Consider the following 23,541-nt stretch of genomic DNA (forward strand, 5'->3'; position numbering starts at 1 on the left):
GACCGCTCCTCTCAGGCGCCGGTGAACTGGAACGCCGCCCAGAAGTACGGGTCGGCGAAGGGCGGTTCGTCCGGGTCACCGGCGACAGTGGCGACGATGCCGCACTCCGTGAGGAAGGCCGCCAGCTCGGTGGTCGTGGAGTCACGGAGCCACAGTTGCGCCCCGTGCAGGGCCTGGGCCGGAGGCAGGCCGACGGTCAGGTGGTTGTGGTAGAAGCGGGCCATCAGGATCGCCGTGGCATGGTCGTTGACCGGCCAGAGCGTGCTGATCACACCGCAGGCCCCGCCTTGCAGGAACCCTGTGGGCAGGCCGATGAACTCGTCCGGTGCGTACTCGGGGGCGATCAGCCCGGTCTCGCACGCGCTCAGCGTGACCAGACGCGCCCGGCTCAGGTCGAACTCGGGCGCCAGCACCGTCCGCAGGTCAAGGTCCCAGTCGGCGAGCTTCAGCCCGGACCGCAGCGTGTCCTCGCGCGAGTGGACGCCGTGGCACGCGAAGTGGAGATGGGTGTGTTGCGATACCGCTCGGCGGACCTCGTCCTCGGTGGCGTCGTCGAACAGGACGGTGCGTGCCTTCGGCATCCGGCGCAGATACTCCCCTTCGGCCCGGGCGAACGGCAGGTCCCGGGTGGGGTCGGCCACCGCGAAGAGACGGGTGTCGCCGATGGCCTTCAGGCGTCGGCTGCTGGTCCGCAGCGCGTACACACTGGGCACGTAGGAGACGACGAACCGGTCTAGCAGGCGCCTGCCGTGCACGGTCGAGGCATGCAGCGGCAGGAAGGCCAGCGCCCCGCCGAGCACGATGGTGACCGGCGCCCGGTCCGGCAGGCGGGCGCCGAGGACGCTCTCGATCGGCTCCGCGAGCACCGTACCCAGACTCTTCAGGTGGAGGTCCAGCGTCGTGCGCCACTCCTCCTCACGGACCCGCCCGGCCCGCCACCCCCGGTACTGCGGGATCCAGCCCGGGACCTCCGAGGTCCCGTACAGCAGCGCGCGCAGATATGCCGTGGTCAGCCAGCCGATGGAGACCTGCAACAGGACGGGATCGTCGTCCGCGGGCTTGATCAGGCAGTAGACCACTGAGCCGGCGGACGTGATGACGGGCAGCACGATCGCGCCGGACTCCGGTATGGCCTCCAGCATCTCCGACATCTGCAACCGGTGCCGCAGCAGGTCGGGGTCATGCGCACGGCCCGCCTCCACCTCCGACGCGAGATCCTGGCGTGCCGTTCGCAGCTCGTCGATCGCGGTGCTGGACGGGTCGTCATCGCGCAGGTCGGCCTCCAGCCGTCGAACCCGGTGCCGCGCCGCCCTCAGCCGCTCGAACAGATCTGCGGGCAGATCCGCGATGTCGAGGTCCCGCAGCGCCAGGGTCTGGGCCAGCGTGCGGCCACGGCCCCATTCGGCGCAGGTCAGCGCGGCATGTCCGTCGTTCAGCCGGAACAGGCAGTACGCGGCCCGATCGTGGATCCAGTCGCTGGTGCCCGCGGCCGAGAGCCGTCCGGCCTCGCTGTACATACCGGCCAGCATCCGGTCCGACACCCGCATCGCGTCGACGAAGACGGCCAGGGCCTTGTCCCATTGCTCGTTGGTGAAATAGACGCTGCTCAGCAGCTTCAGTGTGTCCAGGCACCCGACCGGGTCGGATTCGCCGGTGCGCACGTCCAGGACCCGGCGGAAATGCTGGACGGCCCGGTCGGCGAAGCGGGTGCGGTCCTCAGGGGTGTCGGCGCGCTCGGCACGCCACAGGTCGATCTCGCCCAGGTTGCGGTGGATCATGGCCCACCGATGGGGTGCGCCTTCGCGGGTGTACACCTGGAACGCCTGATCGAGGTGGGTGACGGCCTGTTCGTCGGCGCCCTCGGTGCCGGCCCCGTACATCAGGCTGTACAGGTTGCCGAGGTTGACCTGGACCTTGCCCCAGCGCTCCGGATAGTCGTTGCGGGTGTAGACCGCCTGTGTGGAGGCCATCGCGTCGACGGCCCGTTTCAGTACGTCCAGGGACAGGCCGTCCGGGTGGCTGGTCATCAGCGAGGCGACCGCGAGCTGGTTCTCGGCCCACAGTTCGGGGTAGCGGTCGGCGGGGCAGGCGCTGGAGATCCGTGCGAGCAGGTCCAGTGCGGCGTCCCAGTTGTCCGCAGGGACGCCCCTGTCGCGCCGGAGGTAGGCGGTGGCGAGGGACCGGTGGCAGTGCACCCAGGAGATCATGTCGACGGCCGGGTCGAGCGTCGGGACCGTCTCGGTGAGCAGGGCGATCGCCTGCTCGCCGTCGGCCGCGTCGCCGACGGACGCACTGTCCAGCATGACGATGCCGAGCGCGAGCGCGGTCCGTGCGCGCAGCTCCGGATCGGCCCGCACATCCGGCCGCTCGGCACAGGACCGCAGCACGGCTATCGCCGTCCTGATGTTCTCCCGTTGGCTGCCGAGGACCCGCTGGCGCAGCGCGTCCGCGTAGGAGGTCAGCCACTCCGAATGGACCTGGGTCTCGGGAACCGACGCGATCAGCTCACGCAGGATGTCCACGGCGCTCTCGACGTTCGTCGCGTGGTCATGGCGTACGCGCTGCAGATAGGCCAGGGCTAGGTGGTGCTCGTTGCTCTCCCAGCCCATGGCCCGCTCCGGTTCGAGCACCTCGCGTGCCAGCAGGTGGTGGCGAATGGACAGTTCCAGGTTCTCCGCACGGTCGCCGTGAGGCGTGCGGGAACGTCCGGTGCCGGCGACGTTGTGGGCAGCCGCCCAGGCATAGGGCTGTTCGTCGCGGGAGAGCTTCGCCAGGGCCGACTCGGCGAGCACGCTCACGCGCTCCCACTCGCCGCGTGACCAGGCGAGCCGGACCTCCTCGGCCATCTCACCGAAGAACGAGTAGTCCCGAGGCTTCAGCCAGACCGCGTCGCCCGACTCCAACCGGCCCCGAAACACGTCCGCGAGCTCCGGTCGGCGGTCGAACAACGTGCGCAGGTCGTCCTCTTCGACGTAGCCGGACGAATTACGTAACGCCTCGATCTCTTCGCCGAACTCGTCTTCCAGGTGCTGCGGCGCGGGGTGCTCACCGGGTGTCCCCGCCGGTACGAGGCCCGCCGACCAGCCGTCCGGGACGCTCCTGTCGAACACCGTGGCGACACCTTGGGTGCGGCAGCGCCGGATCAGGGTGAGCCGCTCCCGCATCAGCACCATGAACGGATCGTCCTCCGCGTTCTCCGCCTGGCGTACGACGAAGTCGAGGAAGGCTTCCGCCTCGTCGCTCAGCAGTAGTTCGCCGTCCCGTTCCACCATGTTGCGGAGCTCGGCGTACGGGCACTGGAGGAAGGCGGCCACCGCGTCACCGATCGGCTGAGGGACGGTGATGATCGTGTCCTCGAACGCCGCTGTCACTCCTCGGGTGCGGGCCGTTTCCAGGCGTTCCCGGCATTCGGCCAGGTGATCGGTCAGCGCCGGATCGTCGCGGTACCGGGCGGCGATGTAGCGCAGCACGCGGTCGGCTTCCGCGCTGAGCAGCACGTCCTGGTGGGCCTCCAGGTAGGTGAACCCGTCGCCGGAACCAGCGGCGTTCACGAAGCCCCGCACGCTGGTCAGAAGTTCGGGGGGCATCTCGCGAAGCCAGGTCAGTGATCCGTCGATGCCGTGTTCCCGGCAGGTGTAGAGCTTGGCCCGGACGCCGCGCAGGTACTCGACGCTCTCGGCGTCGTCCTGGTACTGGTCGATGAGCCCGAGCATCACCTCGTCAGCTGCGTCGGTCAGCAGTAACGCATGGTGGGTGCGCAGCACGTGCTCGCTCTCGGCGGGGCCATGGCTGTTGACCAGCTGCAGGACCGCAGTGGTGATCGCGTCGTCGACGGGCACCGTGGCTCCTCAGGAGGTCAGTGAGTCGTGGATGCGCTGGGCGACCTCTTCGTCGTCCAGGTAACCGACGATGCCGTGCCGGTTCTCGGTGTGGTTGAGCACGTCGGTCTTGTTGGTGATCGCGGGCTGCTCGGGATCCAGAGGGAAGCTGCCCGGGGTGAGCGGGCGCAGTGCGACGATGTCCCGGCTGTCCAGGGCGTTGAACCACTGGTCCACGCACGGTGGGCACCGCGTCGGCTGGAATCTCTTGAGCGCCCTACGGATCGCGAGAACCGCCAAGGGCGAACCGAGGGTGACGTACAGCGGCACCCGCCAGCCGCGCAGGTGGCCCTCCCGGCGCAGGAGGTTGTACGTGACCACGGAGCCGAGCGAGTGCCCGACCACCACCACCTCGGCGCCCGGCGAGAACGCCGCGACCACGCCCGACTCGATTTCCTCGCGGATCGTGGAATTGCGCAGGTACTGGTACACGTCATGGGCGAACAGGGCGATGCTCGTACCGCTCGCGCCCGGCACCCGGTCCAGTGCCAGGGCCATGGCCCGGATCCAGCTCCAGTCGAGCGGGCCACGGCCGACGACGTCGGTGTCGGCCGCCGCCAGGATCTGCTCGTCGGTCACACCGGCGTTCCGCCGGAACTCCTCCAAGACCGCGCCCGTGAAGGCCCGTTCGTCATCGTCCGCTCCTGCGCCGCGCAGGACGACGTCCGCCGAATCGCCGTCGAGCATCGCCGCCAAGGTGTTCCCGTAGTACGGGAAATGAACGGCGGTCTCCGGAATCGGCAGGCTCAGACCGCTCTTGGCGAGCCCTTTGGCCAGCGCGGCGAGCCATTCGGCCTTGAGGGTGTCCGGGTCCTTGCCTTGCTGGGCCCGGCCGTGCACGAGGATCAGGTGGCGGCTCATCGCACCCCTCCCAGACGCAGCGCCTTCTCCAGCAGCTCGACGCCCGTCTCGTTGTACAGCGACCAGACCGATTCGCGCAGGGTCCGGTCGAGGCCGTCGAGCGCCGGGTGGAGCCGCACCTGGCCGGCGCCCAGCAGCGCCCAACCGCGCGACATCATCGGCACGAACGGCAGGACTCCCGTGGCCTGGTCGACGACCTGGCCGGTCAGCGACCGGCCGAGCAGGGCGATGTCGAACAGTGGCGTGCCGAGTTCCCGGATCGACCTGACTCGCTGCTGTTCGTACAGCGCGTAGGCCGCGTGGACCGCGAGAGCGGGGTCCGGTCCGGCGGGGCCGTGGATCTGGCGGAGGAAGGAGGAGGAGGCGTCACCGGAGAGCCGGAACCGGTCGTAGCGGCTGCACGCGGCTGCGATCGCCCGTAGGTCCCGCATCCGCCGTGCCGGGTGGTCCGGCTGGCGAGGGGTGCCTGGACAGGGCTCGATGGCGACGTCGGTCATCTCGTCCCGGTCGACCGTGACCGTGGTGACGCATTCGGGCAGGGCCGGGAGCACCGCACCCAGGCCGTTGCCGAACCTCAGCACGACACTGAAGCCCGCCGTGCCGTCCGGCTGCAGCCGCAGCGAGCGGTTCGTGGTGTCGAGGGCGCCGGAGGCGCTGACCGCCAGGAAGCCGTCGATGGTCGTACCGACGACCCTGACGCCGCAGTCTGAGTCGAACCGCTCGTCGTCGACCGGTGTTCTGGCGCGTTCGATCGCGTCGGCCAACTCCGCGGCCCGCGCGTCGCCGGACAGCCGCACCCTCCAGATCTCGGGGCCCAGGGTGTCCGTCTCGACTGCCTCCACGAGCCGGTCGGCGAGGGCGCCCGGGTGTGGGACGAACGTCCGGGAGGCGTCCGGCGTGACGGCACGGCTCGGTGGCCGTTCGGTGTGCGGAATCCGCGCGATCCAGGGGGAGTCGGCTATGACGAGGGCGTCCGGCCGCTGGTGCACGCGGTACTGGTGGCCCATCCTGCGTACCCGTTCCGGGATCTCGGCTCTGAGGTAGTCCTTGAGCCGGAGGGGATGGACGTACCACGCCTTGTCGTCGGGATCGGCGGCCGGATCCAGCACGTCGGCGCGCTGACCGGTGACGGCGTCCAAGACGGCGTCGGTGTAGACGGCCCGATAGTTGCTGATCGCCTCGGCGGGGTCGCGGATCTCGTGTGCCGCCCGGCCGAGTTCGCAGGCGAAGAACTGGTCGACCGGCATCATCGTGCCGCCGGGGCCGTCATTGGGGAAGATGTCCTGTCCTCGTACGTTCTGCGCCTGGATTCCGTCCGCGGCGATGCGGCAGGCGTCCGAGATGAACACGACGTGCCGGACGCCGCAGTACCGGGCGAGGTCGGCGCTTCCGGACACGTTGATGGCCGCGCTGGACCGCCGGGGCGCGTCCGTCAGCAGCCAGTGCTCGTTGCGGTTGATGTTCACGCCGTGCCCGGCGAAATAGACGATCAGCTGGTCGGCTCCGGCGCCGTCGACGATCTGCTCGATCGCGTCGTAGACCCGGTCTGGGCTCACCTTGCCGCCGTCGCCGTCCGTGATGACCTTGGCGTGGCTGCCGTCCCTCATCCCCTGCGACAGCGCCCAGGCGTGCATCCGGCGAGCCCCCTCCGCCGCCGCGGTGAGGCGCGCCAGGTCACCGGATCGGTCGACGCCGATGAAGACACCCGCCCGCACGGGCTCCGAGTCCGTGATCACACAGTTCCCCCGTCTCCGGTATGCGCCACCCAGAGGCATTATCCGTCTCTTTCTACTGCTTCGGTCATCTTTCAGTGAGCACCAGCGGCGTATTGACGCAAACACCGGCGCGCGCTGACAGACGGACCAGGTGAGCGTCCGGCCGAGGCGTGCCGGACGCTCCCGCAGCGAGCGTGGCGCGGGTCAGCGCCCCGCGCCGGTGCGGGGCTGCGAATAGCCCAGTACCCGGGCCGTTCCCACGTCAACGGGCTGGCCGGAGGCTGTGGAGATGGGGCTGAGTTGGGCGGGTACAGCGAGCGGGACACCAAGATGCCGTAGCCGGTGACCGTTGGAATAATGGTGATCACCGGTCCTCTCTGAAATACCGCTGCCGCTGCGAAGCGGTCTGAGTGCGTGTCACAGGAAAGCGGCAGCCTGCACACGCGCACTCGTGTGCACGTCCCAGACGGAGTCGCTGACGTACGGCCACGCAGCGCCGGTGAGCCAGTCCAGCTGAAGGCGCTGGTCGCGCCCGAGACGCAGGCCTTGGCGCAGGCAGGCGACCAGCAGCAGCCGGCTGGGGCCGTCGGCGGCCTGATGCTGCTCGCCCCGGGGCGGTGAGGCGCGCTCGGCGGCCTGCCGCCAGTCGGTCTCGGTCCAGCGGTCGTCAGCGGTGTCGGCGGCGTTGCGGACCAGGGCGGGGGAGTCGTGGTCGAAGGCGCCCGGGTGCGGGGTGCGGCCGTTGCAGCGCAGTTCCAGGACCCGGGCGACGGACAAGTCGAGGTACAGCGGCACGCCGTGCGAGCGGGCGGTGATGACCTGCCGGAGGGGCTCGCCGATCAGGGGCCGGCCGTCGCGGGTGAGGCGGCGGGCGAGGTAGTCGTCGCAGTCCTCGGGGGAGAAGTCGCCGACCAGCACCTGCCGCGCCGCGTCTGCGCGGGTGGGGGTTCGGGCTGCTGGCGCAGCCGTGTGGGTGAGTCCGGGCCAGGCTGTGGGGCCGGTGTAGTCGAGCCGGCCCTGCAGGGAGCCGGGTCGGCCCACTGCAGGCGGGAGCGGCCGGTGATCACCCAGAAGGCGTTCGGCAGGAGCCACACCGTCCGCTGGATCAGCCGTTCCAGGTCGCGGCGGGTGCGGTCGCCGATGTCCTCGAATGTGTCGAGCAGCACGACCGGCACGACCTTCTTGCCTTCGGGGAGGCGGGCGAGCTCCCACGCCAGCAGATGCGGATAGAAGGCGAGGGCGTCCAGGTCGGGTTCGGCCTCGAGCAGGTCCGCGAGCCGGGCGCAGCCGGGCAGTGCCCGGACGTTCTGGCGGTGTTCGCGCAGCGCGCTGGTGAGGGTGCCGGTGACCTGGCCGACGGTCGAGCCGATGGTGCCGGGCGGCATGAGCGCCTGGGCGACGTCGGCGAGGGCGGACTGCATCTGTTGCGGCGGCGCTTGGCCGAAGCGGAAGCCGAGTCCCGCGCGGCGCAGGTACTCCTCTAGCGGTTCGCCGGGGTGGGTGGCCTCCCAGTATCGGGGCAGCGCCAGGCCGAAGGCGGTCAGCGGGCGCCCGATCCTGGTGAGGGCGGCCCGGATGGTCAGCACGATCTGTTCGAAGTCGGTGCCGGCGGAGCGGGCGAGGTCGATGCGTACGGGCAGGATCCGGTCGGCCGGCCAGCCCGGTGCGCCTCACTGGGAGGGGCGGCGTCCGGCGTCGGCGAGCGCAGCCTCCAGCGTCCGGGACAGGGTCGTCTCGCCGATGCCGCCCACGCAGTGGGAGACGAGCACGTGGTTGCGGGGCGCCTCGAGGTCCTCCGGGTCGAAGCCGGGGGCACCGACGCGCTGGAGGTGCTTGGTGAGCGTGGCCGCGACCTGCTCCCACGGCGAGGACCGGTGCGTGAACGCCTCGTCTGCCTGCACGCTGTGGTCGTTCGTACTGAACAGGTCCCTGAGATCCCGGCCTGCCACACCCACCCCCGAAATGATCACCTGGGAGCCCAACCCATGTCCCGCCACGGAGCTTTGAGGAGTCGGCCTTCCGCCATGGTGTCGGCCACCGCTAAACGCATCGGTAGGCGCCACCCGACAGTCGACAAGGACCGCCGCTGTGCCAGTAGGAGATGATGTCGCAACTATCACCGCTGCCTGGCCGGCACCACCCCACACCACGACGGTCGGGAACCTGACACACGATCAGCAACAAGGAGCTACACCCAACCTAGAATTTACTCATGCGTGGACCTGAGCATCGTCGGGAAACCAGCCCCGCTGTCCGAACTGACCACTCGTCTCCGATTTCGAACGACGCCGGAGCCAACCTGCGGGCGCCTCTGACGGAGTCGCGGGTGCGGGCCCTGCAACAGTCGTACGGGAACAAAGCCGTCAACTCCCTGTTGTCAGCCAGTACCGTTCAGCGAGCGAATCCGCCCGTCTCGACGCCCGCCCCTGCGACTGCGGCCGCGGAACCGATCGTGATCGGGCATGTCTACACCGTCAGGGGCGAGATCGACGGGAATGCCGTGGTCTACACCGGGTCGACGGCGCGAGAGATCGCTCAGCGGCTCTTCAAGGACAAGCACACCTGGTCGACGCTGATCAAAAACAAGTCGACGACCATCGAGGTGCACGAGGTCAAGGCGGTCCTGAACGTCGAGAAATCCGGCGGCGGGAGTGTGCGATCGGCTGAGAACGAGGCACTGCGGGCCGCAGAGCAGGTGGTCATCAAGCGCCGACGGACGGATGTGGGCGGGGGCCGCGAGCTGAACGCGCGCCAAGCCGCCACCGAGGAGAACGTCGAAGTGTGGGCGGAACTCCACCAGGTCAGGCTGGGCCCCAGAGTCGTCACCTTCCGCGCCGGCGTCAAGGTCGCCGGCGTCGCCTTCTTCCAGTTGCTGGACTTCTTCCTGATGTACCGCGACATGAAGCTGTCCCAGTACGCGATGGCGCCCTACCTACTTGAGGACACGAACGGCATCTTTACCCTGCAGGAGACCGACCGGGGTATCTTCCGCTCCAACTGGTACTGGAAGAAGTACCTGACCGGGACACTCGCGGGCCAGAGGGTGCAGATCACCAAGGTCGAGTTCCGGGAGCTCAAGGAAGAGGCGGAACTCCTCTGGGGTACGACCGACTGGAAAGGCGACTTCGTACCGGGCCTGCTGCGCCAGGAGTTGCCAGTTATCGAGGCTCAGGGCGAATCCGCTGACTGGGCCTGATCAACCGGAGTGGCACCCAGCGTCGGTCTGAGCGAAGAGCGCTGACCTCGGGTCAGTGCACCGCCTTGCCGGACGGTCTTTCATGGCAGCGGCGGCGGGCAGAGGACGGAAGGGTGGTCTCCAGTCCCTCACCCCCGGTTCCTGAAGCCACCCGAATTCGCCCCAACAGGTGACGTTTCAGGCGGGCAGAAGAAGGCCCGTCGCACACGCCACGGGCCTGCTGCCCAGGCACGGCGCCCCCCGGGGGCTGCACGCAGAGCGACGAGGGTCCCGAAGGGCAATGGCCCAGCGATCAGCGTTCAAGGAGGTTGCCGTGTCCGGCACACCAGAGGAGCCCGACTTCTCCGGCCTGAACGGGGGGCGAGGACCAGCAGGCGGACGACATCGTGCGGGAGGTGGTGGGCTGGTACAACGCCGCGATCATCGCCGAACGCCGCGCACCGGTGCCCGACGATGAACGTCTCGAGAAGCTGAAGGCCGGCCGTGAGGCCGCGCTCGCTGACCAGCCGCAGCTGGCGACCGCCGACCCGGAGGAGGCGGTCCGGATCGCCGCCGTCTACGCGGCCCGGCTGAGAGAGCTCAAGGAGTCGTAGTGGGGGGTCTGCTGCCGTGCGGGGCCAGACGGGCGGGTGCGGCCGGTCGATGCGAGCCGGCTGCATGCGAGGTGGTAGCAGGAGCCGGGCGAGCGCGGCGATGTCGTCCACTTTGCCGCGGTGGCGGGGCAGCGCCCGGCGCAGCGCATGGTGGAGCTGGAAGAACGCCACGGCCTCCTGCTCGGTGTATGGGCGGAGCCGTTCCGCGGCGAGCGCCCATGATGCCCGGCCGGAGCCGTCGGCTTCGTGGCGCAGCAGGCCTGCCCGTCACGGCGGACCACGGTGATGGCCGCGATCTGCGGGTGCCGCTCGGCGACGGCGACGATATCGCCAAGCGCCCGGAAGCAGGTGTCGTGCCCGGAGCGCGTGGTGAACCGGCCGGTGCCGCCGATCTGCAGCGCCCGGGCGTAACGCAGGGCGGTGGCGAGCCGGCTGTCGGCTGCGCGTACGGCCAGGACGACGAGCTCCATCGGATAGCCGTCGGCTGCTAAGGGCAGTGCGCTGTCGAGAAACTCCTCCACGCTGCCGGGGACGGCCCCGATAAGGACGATCGTCAAAAAAAGCGTTCCTGGCCGGGCAGGCGCCAACCCCGGCGGCCGCTGCATCAACTCTGGTGCGCGGGCGTGTGGCGCCTGAGATCCAGGTGATCCCCGGTCAGCGGCGGCCGGTGGCCAGGATGACGAGGAACTGGCCGCCGCCCGCCTCGATGTCGGCGGTCACCGGCAGCCCCGGTACCAGTCGGGAGAACCGGTCCACCAGCCAATCCGCCGCTTCTTGGGCGTCCTGCCTGGTCGGACAACGGCCCACCATCTCGCGGCCCCCCTTGCGCTCCAGCCTCGCGGCAACGGTGATCAGCGGCGCGGGTTCGACCACGTACAGGCGGTCCGGCCAGGCGATGACCACCTTGACCGCGCCCTTGCGGCTGTTGCACCCGCGGTGCGCGAGCCGCTCGGCGACCTTGGCCTTGCGGTCGGCGGTCCGGCTGTCAACGCTGGGCCCCTGCGGGTCGTTCACCGACTTGTCGGGGTCGACCGGTTCGTCGCACACCCAGCACTGCCAGCCGTCGCGCTCAGCTACATCATCAAGGAGACTCACCCGAGCAAACTAGCCTGTCCAGCCGTCACCCCGCGCACCAGGGCCTCGGCAATCACGCGAGCCGTGGTCCCTGCTGTTCCTGGACGACGTGAGAATGATCAAGAATCCTCCGGCCGCCCGACTTCGCCGGCTTCTGGGTGAAGGTCACCGTGCTGACCGTGCCCGGGAGGCTCACCTGCCCCATGCGTCCCAGGAGTTCCGTTCGCTGAACGGTCACTCAGGGGACGAGGAAGGTGTGGACGACCCTCGCAAGCCTGCGTGCCTCTTCGACCAGGTGCCCGTCCATGGCCACGTCGGCAGGCATCCGTGCGAACCTTTGCAGTTCTCCCCGGAGTGTGGCGGGAAGCTCCAGATCGTCGGCAAGGTGGAACAAGGCGTCGCGTTGGTCGCTGAGACCTCTGTCGCCGCCCGGGGACGTACCCGCGTAGGTTCCCTGGTAGGCGATCTGGAACAGCAACTGCCCAAGGGCGAACCATGTGAACTGACCCGCTGCGCAATGTTCTCGCACCAAAGTGTCAACGTTCCACATGGCCGAGGTGTACGTACCGAGGAGGTCTGCCGCCTCATCCCGGGATGTGGCCTGAGAGAATCCGTCAACTACTGCCCTGAACGGTGCCACGTCGCCCTCATCCAGCCCGACAGCCAGCAGAGAGTCGATGAATTCCGTGAGAAGGCCGACGGGGTCAAAAGGAGAGTTGAACAGCGGCGCCATGATGAGCTTTGATCCGACGCCGGAACCCGCCGCGAACAGGTCTCCTCTCGCGGGACCACCGGCTTGCTGACCTTCCTGTACGCCGTGCGAGGCATCTGGGCGCGGGGACGGCTGGGTTGGGAAGGAAAGTGAGAGCCCCGCGAAGCCTGCGCCCTCTTCGGCCACAAGAGTCAGGGTCGGCCCGTTATAGGTGTTGTGCTCGCTGTGCTCCACCCACGTCTCGTTGTGCTCGACGTGGCTATTGGCACCGGTGGCGGCGTGGGTGATGTCGCGTCCGGCACCGACGCCGTTGGACGCCGTGACCTGTGTCGAGGACGACGTCCCTGCGGTCCGTTCCGATGCATCCGGCCCGGGCATCTGCTTGTGACCCGGGCGAGAATCTCGGCTTGTCAGCGGCGCATGGGCGTCTCTGTCTGCTGCTGTGCTCTCTTCGGCCTCGCCATCGCTCGGTTCGGCGCCGCCACGCAGTCCGCCGCTTCCGTTGCCGTGCTGGCTGGCGGTCCCGGCCTGCTTCTTGGCCCAGGGCCAGGGCGGGGTCACGACCAGTGTCCGTTCAGGCCGATACCGGCGATGTCGCCACCTGCGGCGACTGAGCCAGGGCCGGTCGCCCGGATGTCTCGCTTGTCGATCCGGGGTGGGGCCGTCCCGCCCTCCAGAGCCGGGCCCGGTGCAGAGGCGGCCCCGGCTGAGGTGATGCTGCCGCCGGCGCCGATGCCGCCGTCCTCGGCCTGCACCCGCACCTCCCGCACAGCACCGGCCAAGCGGTCGAGGGCTGCCGGATCGGCCGCGGCCCCGTTGTCATCGGGCTGCCCACCCGTTCCTGCCGGCATTCCGGCCGTACGTTCCTGAAACAGTCCGCGGACCGTGAACGCCAGGCCCACCAGTGCTGCGATGCCACCGCTCACGCCGGCGAGCTGGTCCGCAGTCCCGAGGTCGGCAACGACCGCGACCGCCACCAAACCGATCCCGGCCGCCATGCAGAGCGCGGCCGCCGTCCACCATGCCCATCGGCGCATCCGCGCCACCCCCAACTCCCGCTGGTCCGGCTGTGGCAGCACACTCATCTCCACGGCCTCGGTCTGATCACGTACGTCCTTGGATCGGAGTACAGGATCAAGCCGTGGCCACCCGCATGTCCGGCGAATGCCCAGGTAAGCGACCAAGTTCGAGGACCATTTCGGACCGGGACGTTGAACGACAAGCTCAGTGCCTGTTCTTCAGCCTCCTCATTGAAGATCCGCCATCTTTGAGGATGCTGGTCACGGTGCTGGTGTGAGTCGTTGTTCGTGTACTCGTGCTGGTCGTGGGCGGTTGTCCGGCGGGAAGATCGTTTGCCCTGTGTGTCACCGTTCGCTGTCATTCAATCGGGCGTTTGACGGTGAACCCAGTCGTTTCGGCTTCCTTGCTGGCGAACCTGGTCGTACGAGGTGACGCCGGGGGTGCTGGGCGGCCCTGCCGGTCGGAGTGGTCCTGCGCTCCGTGTCCAGTCTGGGCGTGGTGCGCGGATGCTCGTGTCGGACAGGCGGAATGTCGCGGGCGACGACTCGCCCGCGACAGTTCGGGACTCCGCGTGGCGGGGTCAGAGTGGCGGGGTCAGAACTGGTTCTCGCCGCCGTTGACGTGCAGGGTGGTGCCGAGCACGAAGCTGCTGTCCGCGGAGGCGAGGAAGGCCACCGCGGCGGCGACCTCCTCCGGGCGCCCCCTGCGGCCGATCGGCACTCCCGCCGCGAGTTCCGCCTTGACGGCGGCCGCGTTCTCCTCGCCGATGGCGATGTCGACTCCGGGGGTGTCGATCGCGCCCGGGGCGACCGTGTTGACCCGGATGCCCCTGCCCTTCAGCTCGTTGGCCCAGGTCCGCGCGAGGGACCGGATCGCGGCCTTCGACGCCGCGTACAGGCCGAAGGCCTCCCGGCCGTCGTCGGCGCGGATGGAGTCGTTCAGAATCACCGAGGCGCCGTCGTTGAGCAGTGGCAGCGCCTTCTGCACGGTGAGCAGTGTGCCCCGGACGTTGACGCCGAAGATCTGGTCGAACTGTTCCCCGGTGGCCTGAGCCAACGGTGCGAGCGTGGCCATGCCCGCGTTGGCGAAGAGCACGTCCAGGCCCCGGCCGCGGTCACGGATCGCGTCGTACAGCCGGTCCAGGTCGGTCGGCTCGGATATGTCGCCCGGCACCGCGGTGACCGCGGAACCGATCGACTCAACGGCCCTGTCGAGCGCATCCTTGCGCCGGCCGGTGATGAACACATGGGCGCCCTCGGACGCCAGGCGCGCGGCGGTGGCCAGGCCGATTCCTGTGCTCCCGCCGGTGACGACGGCGGTCTTGCCTTCCAGCTGTCCCATTGCTTGAACTCCCGAAATTTAGATACCGATCGGTGCAGAATGGAACCGTAGCACTTCTGCACCGATCGGTATCAAGGCCGTAGGATGGGGTCATGGAGATCACCCGGAAAGCGCCGCTCGGCCGGCCGAGAGGCTTCGACGCCGACGAGGCCCTGGAGCGGGCGATGCTGGTCTTCTGGGAGCAGGGCTACGAAGGCGCCAGCCTGACCGACCTGACCAGCGCCATGGGCATCACCCGCAAGAGCATGTACGCGGCCTTCGGCAACAAGGAGGAGCTGTTCCGCAAGGCCCTGGAGCGCTACACCGAAGGTCCCGCCGCCTATGCGGCCCGCGCGCTGGAGAAGCCGAGCGCCCGGGAGGTGGCCGCGGCGTTCCTCGCCGGCTCGGTCAGCACGACCACCCGCCCCGGCTGCCCCGCCGGGTGCCTGGGCGTGCAGGGCTCGCTGGCCGCCGGCGACTCCGGACGGGCGGCCCAGGATGCCCTGATCGCCTGGCGCGACGACGGCCGTGCTCGCCTCCGGCACCGGTTCCAGCAGGCCGTCGACGAGGGTGATCTGCCCCCCGGCGCGGACCCGGAACTGCTCGCCCGATACGTCATGACCGTGGCGAACGGCATCGCCGTCCAGGCTGTCGGCGGCGCCACCCGCTCCGAACTCCAGCAGGTGGCCGACGCGGCGCTGCGGAACTGGCCACCCGTCTGACAGCAGGCGCCCGTGGGAGCGTGTCGCGCCACCCGAAGCGAGGAACCGCACCCAAATCAGCGACATCGCCGGCCATCAAGCCCTCCGCTTTGGCATGAACTATCAACTGCCGCCGGGGGCACGGACGTTACGGCCCGAGCCGCACAGCGTGACCCTTGCGGCGTGTTCACGGCATGGTGGTGAACTTCCCGTCGGTCGGCTTGCGCCGCCGGCCGCGCTCGGCCAGTCGGTTCAGCTTCGAGCGCAGTGCCTCCGAGCGGCCGGCTCCAGGGAAATCCCCAGCTCACCGCAGACCTGGTTGACCATGACCGGCCCCTCCGCCCGGCGAGGAACTGCGATCACCGGAGCGGCAGACGATCTTGAGCTCCGACAACCGCCCACGACAGCACGAGTACACGAACTGCAGCCCTGTGCCGGGTGGTTACGGTTGTACGTCTTCCGCGCCTGTTCGGCTGCCGCGGGAAGGAGCCTTCGCTTATGTTCACCCCGCGATGAGTGGGCATGTACACAGCGAGAAGGGAGTTTGATGACTGCTGAGGGCGTGGAGCAGGTGTTCCGGCCGCTGAGGGCTGGTGATCCGGCAGCCATCGCGGGATACCGGATCACTGCTCGGCTGGGCGAGGGCGGCATGGGCACGGTGTACCTGTCCTATACGCCGGGCGGGCGGCCGGTGGCCATCAAGGTGATACGTCCGGATCTGGCCGGTGACCCGGAGTTCCGCCGCCGCTTCGGGCAGGAGGTGCAGGCCGCGCAGCTCGTGCAGGGCCTGTACACCGCACCGGTCATCGACAGCGACACGGAGGGAGAGCGCCCGTGGCTCGCCACGGCCTATGTGGCGGGTCCCTCCCTCCAGGCCGCCGTGACCCGGCACGGGCCGCTGCCGGTTCCCGCCGTGGTGCTGGCCGTCGCCGGGATCGCCGAGGCGCTGCAGGCCATCCACGGCGCCGGCATCGTCCACCGCGACCTCAAGCCGTCCAATGTGCTGCTGGCGGCCGACGGGCCGCGTGTCATCGACTTCGGCATTGCCCGGGCCGCCGACGCCACCTCACTGACCCGCAGCGGCGTCATCGTCGGCACTCCCGCCTTCATGACCCCCGAGCAGGCGTCCGGTGCGGCCTGCACGCCTGCCACGGACGTCTTCGCCCTCGGTCAGATCGCCGTCTACGCCGCCACCGGCACCCCGGCCTTCGGCGAGGGCACCTCGCACACCGTGCTCTACCGCATCGTGCACGAAGAGCCGGGTCTCTCCGGCTTGCCGGAAGAACTGAATGAGCTGGTCACTCGCTGTCTGGACAAGGACGCCGGCCTTCGCCCCTCGCCCGCCGAGATCATTGACATATGCCAACGGGCCTCGCCGCAGACGGAACTGCGCCGCCCGGACGGCTGGCTGCCGCCCGCCGTGGCCGCCGACATCGATCGCCACACCGCCGCGTCCATCCCCCCACCGCAACCCGCCAGGCGCAAACGGATCGCGCTGGCCGTGGCGGCCGTCCTGGTAGCCGCTCTCGCAGGCGCCGGCGTCACCGCTCTCCTGGGCAACGACGACGGCGGGAGCAAGGATCTCGGCCAGGACACAACCAGGCAACCAAGCCGAACCAGCAGCCCGAACAGCCCGAGCAGCCCGTCACAGGCGAACACGGGCAGCGGCCCGGAAACGACGGAGCCACCAGCAGACCCGAAACCTGCCAAATATACACTCAACATCCCGGTGGACTACAGCATCAGCCTCGCCGACGAACCACCCCGCCCCTACTCCGGAAATGGCGCCCTCTACGACGGAGACTTCGGCTACGACGAGGGATACTTCGCCACCGACACGGGCGCCGGCAGCGAGAACACTCTCGTGCTGCTCAGGAGCGGACAGACGGGATCCTTGGACACATGCCGAACGGACACCCGCTACACGACGCAGATCTCGCGGGAGAACGTCGGCAAGGGGAGCCAGATCTGCATCACCACGGGCGCCGGCCATATCGGACTCGTCACCGTACGAAGCTACTCACCGGACGACGAGCCCGCGATATACGTGACTGTAGACCTCACCGTCTGGCGCAACGCAGTGGAACCCGAGGACGACTCGTGAGCCGGCCGCGTTGGTTCAGAGCTCTGGTCAGGTCCCGGCCGATCGTCCGCGCGGCATCGAGATCGCCCCGGGCTCCTGCGACTGAGCGGCATTGTTCACGAGATTGGACAGCAGATGTCGACCGCTCTGGGAGACACGAGAGTCTGGCGCTGTTCGATTGCCGGGCGGCTAGAAAAGGTCGGCCGAGGTGCCCTGCGTGAGGTTCTCGAGGATCGTGCGCAGCCACGGGCTGCGCACGGCTGGTAGCCGCACCAAGGTGTGCTGGAACGTTCCCCGATCGGCCCGGAACAGGTAGTTGGGGAGCAGCGGGAGCGGGTCGTCGCGGAGGACGTCTTGGGGTATGCGGCCCGATGCGGGAACCGGCAAGTACGACTGGGGAGAGACCAGCCACAGCCACACCCCCAGCGGCAGGGGCACCAGGTATGCCGACGCAGTCGGGCCGGCGGGGGTCCAGGTCTGACCCGTCTGGGGATGGACCGGCGCGAGGAGGATGCCGACGCCCGCGTCCGGGGAGGGCTGTCCCGGTCCAGCCAGGACGGCGCGTCGCTTCGGGCGGCCTGCCGGCAGCAGGGCGTCGAGCGCGCGTTGGAAGATGTCCGCGGTCAGACCGCCAGGGACCGTCACCGGCTGCCCCTGGGAGGCAACCAGCAGGTGGGCGAGCGCCTGGCCGGCTGCCGCCTCCCACTGCGGACTCCACGACCAGTAGTGGTTCGACCCCAACCGTCCTCCCCACGTGGCAATCGGCTCGAACGGGGGTATTCTCTCCCCCTCCTCTGCCAGCTCCGCCCAGGAGAGGGGCGTAGCGTGGATACCGTCAACGGGAACTCGGCGCACGGCGTCCGAGCTGAGCCGCACTGCCTGCCAGAGCGAGCAGTCGTCGACCCTGGTCGCCACGGGGAGGTCGCATGCCTCGCAGGCCATGTTGGGCCCGTCTGCTCCGTCGAGGCCACAGCAGGCACCGCCGCGCTTCTCCGGAATCAGTCGGGTTCCACGGATATCGCCGGGCGCGATGACACTCGCCCCGGGCGTGCTGTCGGAAAGGGCGTAGACCGGCGCGTAGATGCCGCGTGCCTCCGCCTCACCCGGATCGATCTCGTCCCACATTCGCCACGGCCCTCCCCAGGGGTCGGGGTCCACGGCAAACGTCCCTGACTGCAGGAGCACCGGAAGCTGGGCCCCGTTCCCGTACTTCTGACGGGCGTGGACCGGCAGTGAGACCTGGGACAGCGGGGTGGTCAACTCGGCGCCGCACCCCGCACATACGAGAACGAACAAATGTCCTCCGCCTGGGAAGCAGACGCATCTTCGCAGCTCGCCGACAGCCGGCCAGCATGTTTTCTCATCCGTTGCGGGAACGGCACCTGCCCCGTCGTGGAGTATCAACGCAGTGCGGGCAAGTGCCAGCCGCCGCCTCTGACTGCGGCAAGCGACTCACTCGGTGTTCGAATTCCCAGTGTGGTGTGGCGCCTCCCGAAGTGGTCAACATCTGCTGCCCATTCTCGTGAACGAAGCCAAAGGAGCACTTCAGTCGGCGAGTTTCGTCACGTGCTGTGCGCAGGCTGCAACGCCCTGCCCGAGCTGTTGTGTCGTGTGGCATGATCGGCCGCATGATCGAAGCTTCAGCACGGAAGGGCGGCCTCCGCCCCGCCCGATGACGTGGCCGGACGAGGCCGTGGCCGACGGCACCGCCACGACACCCGCCCACCCTTCCCGTATCGCGCTCTTCGAGGCGATACGCGCCGACCGCGCCGGCCCCGTCGCCACCCGGCTGCTCCGGCTTGCCCACGCCGACACCCCCTTCGTGCGCCGGGAGGCCTTGGACCTCCTCCATAGCCTGGCCCGCGAACGGCCCTGGCCAGAGGCCGTCAACGCCGCAGTGGCCCGGCTCAGTGACCCCGACGAGGAAGTACGGCGCCGAGCCGCATGCCTCTTCGGCCACCGCGGGCGGCCCGGCCTGGTTCTCGCGGCCCTCGGCGAACTCGCCGATCCCGTCGTGCGCACCATCCTGGCCAGGGCGCTTGGCCCGACCGCCGCCCACCTGACGGATGACGACCTCGCCTCGGTCCGCTTCCTCGCCCACCTGGAGACGCTGCGGGCAGCGCCACCCACGCGATGGCGCTCCCTGGACGCCGCACTCCTCGACGACGTCCGGGAGGCCGCGCACCACCTGGCGGACATCGGGCACATCTGGGGCCAGGCCCTGTACGGACTGAGGCGCGAGCACGACACGTACGCTCTCGTGGCCCGCCTCCTCGCCGACCCGGCCACCCGGGACATCGGCACCGACCTGGCCCGCGAGGCGTGCCACGACTGGCGGGCGGCCCCGGTCAGGCTGCTGCCGCTGCTCGTCCAGCACCGAGGCCAGAGGGCCACCCCGGCTCTTGGTGCGGCCCTCGAGACAGCCTCGATCTCCGAGGCGGCGATGCGGACGCACGGAGCTCTCCTCGCCGAAGCCCCCTTCACGCCGTCCCCGAGGGCCCGCCGGATCCCGTCCACCGCGACGGCGTACGACAGCGCATCCGCCGCCGCGCTCCTCGCCGCCAAGCCTGTGGGCGTCACCCGCCTCGCTCACGCCTCCGAGATTTTCGAGGCCCTGCTGGACGCCGGCCCGCTGACCTTCCGACAGGCGGCCCAGCTGTACAACCTGACCTTCCGCCGCCCCGGCCGCTCACAGGCCGAGTGCGCCCCGCTGTGGCTGCGGCACGCCGGTCCTTCCGCACTGTCCCGGCTGCTCGCCCTCATGACACCGCACCTGGCCGACTACGCGGTCGGCGAGTACTACCTGGCGGGTCTCGCCCGGATGGGCAGCCACGCGCGCCCCGCGCTGCCGGCCGTGACGGCGCTGATCGACAGGCGTACCCGCATCCCCGTCAACGACTCCACCCGCGACGCCGAGATGAGACTGGACGAAAGCCTCCTGGCCGCCGCTCTGAGCACCCACCGCGCAATCCTCGCGGACGCCGCTGCGCCGCCTCCTGCCCCGCCGTCTCCCCAATAGCCGCCAACTCAAGTCCTTCCCCCGCCAAGTGAATCGCTCAGCCACAGCTCCCTGGAGCGCGGAGGTGTGCTCGACCCGCGACCGCTTCGCACGGTCCTTCGTCGCCTCAAGCCTTTGACCAGCAGAAATAGGATGTGACACAGCTTCTCGCTCGGCGGCTGCGCGCTCGTGATCCTCAAGGAACGGACGAGTGGCGTCAATGGGGGCTGCGAGCGTTGCCGCTGCGGCACCTGTGCGAAGTGAGCACCCCATGCGGCTGTGTGATGCGGATCGACGGCGTCGGCGACGGCCAGGTCGAGCCGTCCGGCGGGTGCGGCCGTCATCCTGGCGGCGGGCGGAGGACTTCGTGCGCCTGAGTCGTGAGGCGGCACGGCGGAGTGTATGGAGAGGATGCCGAGCCTCGGGTGCGCCACCCTCGGGAGACGGTGCTGGAAGACCCGGAGCCAAGGAGCCCTCACCTGCCCGGGCCAGCAGGTCGAGAGCCTCGCCGTCGTACCGGACGGCCTGATCGCGCAGCAAGGGCTCCAGGGAGGCACGCCGTTCCTCCTGCTCGACTGCGGCCTGCTCGGCCTGTTCCGCCGCCTGCAGGGTCTGAACGTAGTGCTCCAGGCGGCGGATCCGATCGGCGATCGCACTTTGCGCTGCGTCGAGGGTCTGGGCCGGAGCGCTCGGGAGAGCGCTCGCGCCGACGCTGTCGGCCTGCCCTTCCAGCGAGGTGACCTTGGCGGCCAACTCGGCATGGGACCAGAGCAGTTGTGTGAGCGCCCACACCTCGTCCCGCACGCGCATGGGCCGCCTGCGCCGGGTGGGGTGCGCCTTCGCGACCGGCAGGATCCTCCGCACGTGAAACAGCGCCCACGGGCAGGTGAGCTCCTCCTCGAACTCGAAAGCGGCGAGGACGGGGCGGTCCGCGGTCCGGCCGGGGGCGAACTGCTCCAGCAGGCTGCGGCGGCCGAACAGCTTAGCCTGGGGTTGGGGCTGACTGAGGTGTACTCCAGGCGCAGCACGCGTCCGGCGATCTCAGGGTGGGCGCGCATCCGGTCCAGGTGGTCAGCCATGGCTCCCGTCGAGACCGGGAAGCGGCAAGTCGTTGAGGATCGAGGCAGGTTCGCGACCTTTCTCTATGGGGATGAAGGGGCGCGACGGGCACGCGATACGAAAGCCCGGAGAGCTGGAGCTTTGCCCGAGGGCGTATGGACCGCGGACTCTGAACTGCCGGTCTTCTGGGGCGGGTTGACGGACTGTTGCTGCCCGGGGCGGCCAGGGGCGGCATAATCCGGGCGTGATCCTTACTGCGCGGCAGCTTGCCCTGGCCACCTTGGACCGTCAGCTCCTGCTCGAACGCCGGCGCCTCGATGTGGCGGAGGCGGTCCGCCGTGTCTGCGCTCTGCAGGCGCAGACACCGGCGTCGCCGTACCTGGCGCTGTGGAACCGCGTGCAGGATTTCGCGCCCGAGGATCTCGACGCCGCATTCGCGGACCGCCGGATCGTGAAGGCGACCCTCATGCGGATCACGCTGCACGCCGTCCACGCCGAGGACTACGCGCCGTACCACGCCGCCATGCTGAGCACCTTGCGGGCGTCGCGGGTGTACGACCGCCGCTTCACCTCGACAGAACTGACCCACGCCGACGCGGACGCACTGCTCCCGAAGCTTGAGGAGTTCCTGGCGCAACCCCGCACCGGCGCCGAGGTGGAGGAGGAGGTCACGGGGCGGTTCGGCGAACACGCGCACCGTGTGTGGTGGGCGCTGCGGACGTACGCGCCGATACATCATGTGCCGACCAGCGGCCCGTGGTCGTTCACCCAGCCGCACGCCTACCTCGCCTCCCCGACGGCCTTCGGAGCCGCGCCGGGGGAAGCGGCAGCCGGGGTGCAGTGGCTGTTGCTCGCCTACCTACGGGCGTTCGGGCCGGCGTCGGCCCAGGACTTCGCCCGGTTCACCTTGCTGGGGCGCTCAGTGATCACCCAGGCGCTGCACGCGCTCGGAGACCAGGTGGTGCGGGTGGCAGGTCCGGGGCGCGCCGCCCTGTTCGACCTGGCAGGCGCTGCCGTGCCCGCTGAGGACACCCCGGCGCCGCCGAGGCTGCTGCCGATGTGGGACAGCACTCTGCTGGCCCATGCCGTCCCCGGGCGGGTTCTGCCCCCGGAGTACCGACCGCTGGTCGTCCGGCGCAACGGGGACATGCTGCCCTGTCTGCTCGTCGACGGGCAGGTCGCTGGAGTGTGGCGCGCGGTCGACGGCGGACTGGAACTGACCGCCTTCCGCAAGCTCGGCAAGCGTGTATGGCAGGGGCTGACCGAGGAGGCGGAGAAACTGTCGGCTCTGCTCGCCGACCGCGATCCGGCCGTCTACCGCCGCTACGGACACTGGTGGGACAAGGGGTTTCCCGGTGTCGAGAGCACGATCGTCAAGGGCTGACCGCGCCGTCACGTCACGTAGGGGACGGGTGTTGCGTGACTGTGTCGGCGAGCCGCGTGGGCGGGTTGAAGGCGACGCTGTTCCCCAGCTCGCTGGGGGTAAGCCCGTCGGGAGCGGGAGCGGGAGTGTCGGCGAGGCGTTCGACGAGTGCGGTGACAGCTTCGCAGTCGCCTTCGAGGGCTGCGCGTTCCTCGTCGGTGAGGGCGAGTTGTTCGAGCATCTGGTCGATGCCGTCCTTGACGGCCAGGAGCTGGCCGCCGCCGGAGTCCTTGGGGACGAGGCGTGGCTGCCCCTGGCCCGGCGCAGCGCCGAGCACACCCCGGGCCGGCAGAGCGCCGACGCCGTCGCCGAACGCGCCGCCGGCCGCCCACGCAGCCCCGATGCCCCGCTGCTCCTGGCCGCGCACCTGCTCACCCGCCCCGCGCCCCCGGCCCCTTGTACGACGCCGACGTCTGTCGGCACGCCCGGACCCTGCTCCAGGCCGCCGCAGCCCTGCCCGCGACCGAGCGCCCGGCCGAGGCGGAGCAGCCGCGCCGGGCGCTGATCGACGCCGGCGAGATCCAGGTCGCCCGTATGTGACGGAACCGGACCGTGGCCCGGCCCGCCGCCGAGCTGACGGGGGACGCCTCACCCGTCCGGCGGCGCTCGCCGGCTCCGGTGGTGGGGGCGCGCGGGCCGCAGGACGGAGCGGGGAGCCGGGCAGCGGGTGGCGAGCAGCAGCCGACCCTGGATGACCGGTGCGCCGGGAGTACCGGCCGGCCGGAAGGGGCACGGATCTGCGGCATCGCCCACGCGGCTGCCGCCCGCCCCCGCCCGCGGTCAGCAGCCTCGGGCGGCCTGAGCGGGCCGAGACGGAGGCGGAGGGACCTGGGCGCCTGGCAGCGCCGGGTGCGGCCCGGGCCGGTCCCTGGGGGTGCGCCGGTTCGATCCGCTGCCTGGATTTCCCG

At 69.8% G+C, this 23,541-nt stretch carries 20 protein-coding genes; 7 read left to right on the forward strand and 13 right to left on the reverse strand.

Features of this window, described 5'->3' with window-relative positions; translation table 11 throughout:
- Positions 1-11 precede the first annotated feature (11 nt).
- From ABZ725_RS48860 to ABZ725_RS48885, 6 genes are all read right to left on the reverse strand, one after another.
- Positions 12-3,839 (reverse strand): CHAT domain-containing protein, encoded by a 3,828-nt coding sequence (locus tag ABZ725_RS48860; RefSeq protein WP_358808848.1) that lies wholly within the window; start codon positions 3,837-3,839, stop codon positions 12-14.
- 9 nt (positions 3,840-3,848) lie between these two features.
- Complete coding sequence (locus ABZ725_RS48865; RefSeq protein ID WP_358808849.1) at positions 3,849-4,739, reverse strand: hypothetical protein; 891 nt, start codon at positions 4,737-4,739, stop codon at positions 3,849-3,851.
- A complete protein-coding gene (locus ABZ725_RS48870) occupies positions 4,736-6,475 on the reverse strand; it encodes a hypothetical protein (RefSeq protein ID WP_358808850.1) in 1,740 nt (579 codons plus the stop codon). The genes ABZ725_RS48865 and ABZ725_RS48870 overlap by 4 nt, the downstream gene beginning before the upstream one ends.
- Before the next feature lie 396 nt (positions 6,476-6,871).
- Positions 6,872-7,372, reverse strand: a complete 501-nt coding sequence (locus ABZ725_RS48875; RefSeq protein WP_358808851.1) for a hypothetical protein — start codon at positions 7,370-7,372, stop codon at positions 6,872-6,874.
- Entirely contained in the window at positions 7,294-8,040 is a 747-nt protein-coding gene (locus ABZ725_RS48880) for a hypothetical protein (protein WP_358808852.1), read from the reverse strand. Before ABZ725_RS48880 ends, ABZ725_RS48875 begins: the two co-directional genes overlap by 79 nt.
- Before the next feature lie 84 nt (positions 8,041-8,124).
- A complete protein-coding gene (locus ABZ725_RS48885) occupies positions 8,125-8,355 on the reverse strand; it encodes a hypothetical protein (RefSeq protein ID WP_358808853.1) in 231 nt (76 codons plus the stop codon).
- 425 nt (positions 8,356-8,780) lie between these two features.
- On the opposite strand from ABZ725_RS48885, the gene ABZ725_RS48890 reads away from it, so the two are divergent.
- A complete protein-coding gene (locus ABZ725_RS48890; protein ID WP_358808854.1) occupies positions 8,781-9,650 on the forward strand; it encodes a hypothetical protein in 870 nt (289 codons plus the stop codon).
- Between the two features lie 386 nt (positions 9,651-10,036).
- On the forward strand, positions 10,037-10,243 hold the full coding sequence (locus ABZ725_RS48895) for a hypothetical protein (protein ID WP_358808855.1): 207 nt from the start codon (positions 10,037-10,039) through the stop codon (positions 10,241-10,243).
- Here the strand turns inward: ABZ725_RS48895 and ABZ725_RS48900 are convergent.
- The 5 genes from ABZ725_RS48900 to ABZ725_RS48920 all read right to left on the reverse strand — a co-directional run bounded on the left by ABZ725_RS48900 (position 10,207) and on the right by ABZ725_RS48920 (position 14,390).
- Positions 10,207-10,800 carry a zeta toxin family protein gene (locus ABZ725_RS48900; RefSeq protein WP_358808856.1) on the reverse strand — a complete coding sequence of 198 codons (594 nt, stop codon included), beginning with the start codon at positions 10,798-10,800 and terminating at the stop codon, positions 10,207-10,209. The two genes, ABZ725_RS48895 and ABZ725_RS48900, sit on opposite strands and share 37 nt — an antisense overlap.
- A 97-nt stretch (positions 10,801-10,897) precedes the next feature.
- Positions 10,898-11,338 carry a hypothetical protein gene (locus ABZ725_RS48905; protein ID WP_358808857.1) on the reverse strand — a complete coding sequence of 147 codons (441 nt, stop codon included), beginning with the start codon at positions 11,336-11,338 and terminating at the stop codon, positions 10,898-10,900.
- Between the two features lie 217 nt (positions 11,339-11,555).
- Entirely contained in the window at positions 11,556-12,590 is a 1,035-nt protein-coding gene (locus ABZ725_RS48910) for a hypothetical protein (protein ID WP_358808858.1), read from the reverse strand.
- Entirely contained in the window at positions 12,587-13,075 is a 489-nt protein-coding gene (locus ABZ725_RS48915) for a hypothetical protein (protein WP_358808859.1), read from the reverse strand. Before ABZ725_RS48915 ends, ABZ725_RS48910 begins: the two co-directional genes overlap by 4 nt.
- Before the next feature lie 568 nt (positions 13,076-13,643).
- Positions 13,644-14,390 (reverse strand): SDR family oxidoreductase, encoded by a 747-nt coding sequence (locus ABZ725_RS48920; RefSeq protein WP_358808860.1) that lies wholly within the window; start codon positions 14,388-14,390, stop codon positions 13,644-13,646.
- Positions 14,391-14,482: 92 nt separating this feature from the next.
- Here ABZ725_RS48920 and ABZ725_RS48925 point away from each other — a divergent pair, with 92 nt between their 5' ends.
- On the forward strand, positions 14,483-15,091 hold the full coding sequence (locus ABZ725_RS48925) for a TetR/AcrR family transcriptional regulator (protein ID WP_358808861.1): 609 nt from the start codon (positions 14,483-14,485) through the stop codon (positions 15,089-15,091).
- A gap of 526 nt (positions 15,092-15,617) precedes the next feature.
- The gene (locus tag ABZ725_RS48930; protein ID WP_358808862.1) at positions 15,618-17,174 is read left to right on the forward strand and encodes a serine/threonine-protein kinase; all 1,557 of its coding nucleotides are present in this window, start codon (positions 15,618-15,620) and stop codon (positions 17,172-17,174) included.
- Positions 17,175-17,342: 168 nt separating this feature from the next.
- Here ABZ725_RS48930 and ABZ725_RS48935 read toward each other — a convergent pair whose 3' ends face one another.
- Complete coding sequence (locus ABZ725_RS48935; protein ID WP_358808863.1) at positions 17,343-18,449, reverse strand: hypothetical protein; 1,107 nt, start codon at positions 18,447-18,449, stop codon at positions 17,343-17,345.
- A gap of 376 nt (positions 18,450-18,825) precedes the next feature.
- Between ABZ725_RS48935 and ABZ725_RS48940 the strand changes: the two genes are divergently transcribed.
- Entirely contained in the window at positions 18,826-20,172 is a 1,347-nt protein-coding gene (locus ABZ725_RS48940) for a hypothetical protein (protein WP_358808864.1), read from the forward strand.
- Positions 20,173-21,454: 1,282 nt separating this feature from the next.
- A complete protein-coding gene (locus ABZ725_RS48945; RefSeq protein ID WP_358808865.1) occupies positions 21,455-22,594 on the forward strand; it encodes a winged helix DNA-binding domain-containing protein in 1,140 nt (379 codons plus the stop codon).
- A 13-nt stretch (positions 22,595-22,607) separates the two neighbouring features.
- Here the strand turns inward: ABZ725_RS48945 and ABZ725_RS48950 are convergent, their stop codons facing one another.
- Positions 22,608-23,000, reverse strand: coding sequence for a hypothetical protein (locus ABZ725_RS48950; protein WP_358808866.1), 393 nt, complete (start codon positions 22,998-23,000; stop codon positions 22,608-22,610).
- Positions 23,001-23,029: 29 nt separating this feature from the next.
- Between ABZ725_RS48950 and ABZ725_RS48955 the strand changes: the two genes are divergently transcribed.
- A complete protein-coding gene (locus ABZ725_RS48955; protein WP_358808867.1) occupies positions 23,030-23,173 on the forward strand; it encodes a hypothetical protein in 144 nt (47 codons plus the stop codon).
- Positions 23,174-23,541: the final 368 nt, after the last annotated feature.

The organism is Streptomyces sp. NPDC006872 (genome assembly GCF_040635845.1).
GTDB lineage: Bacteria > Actinomycetota > Actinomycetes > Streptomycetales > Streptomycetaceae > Streptomyces.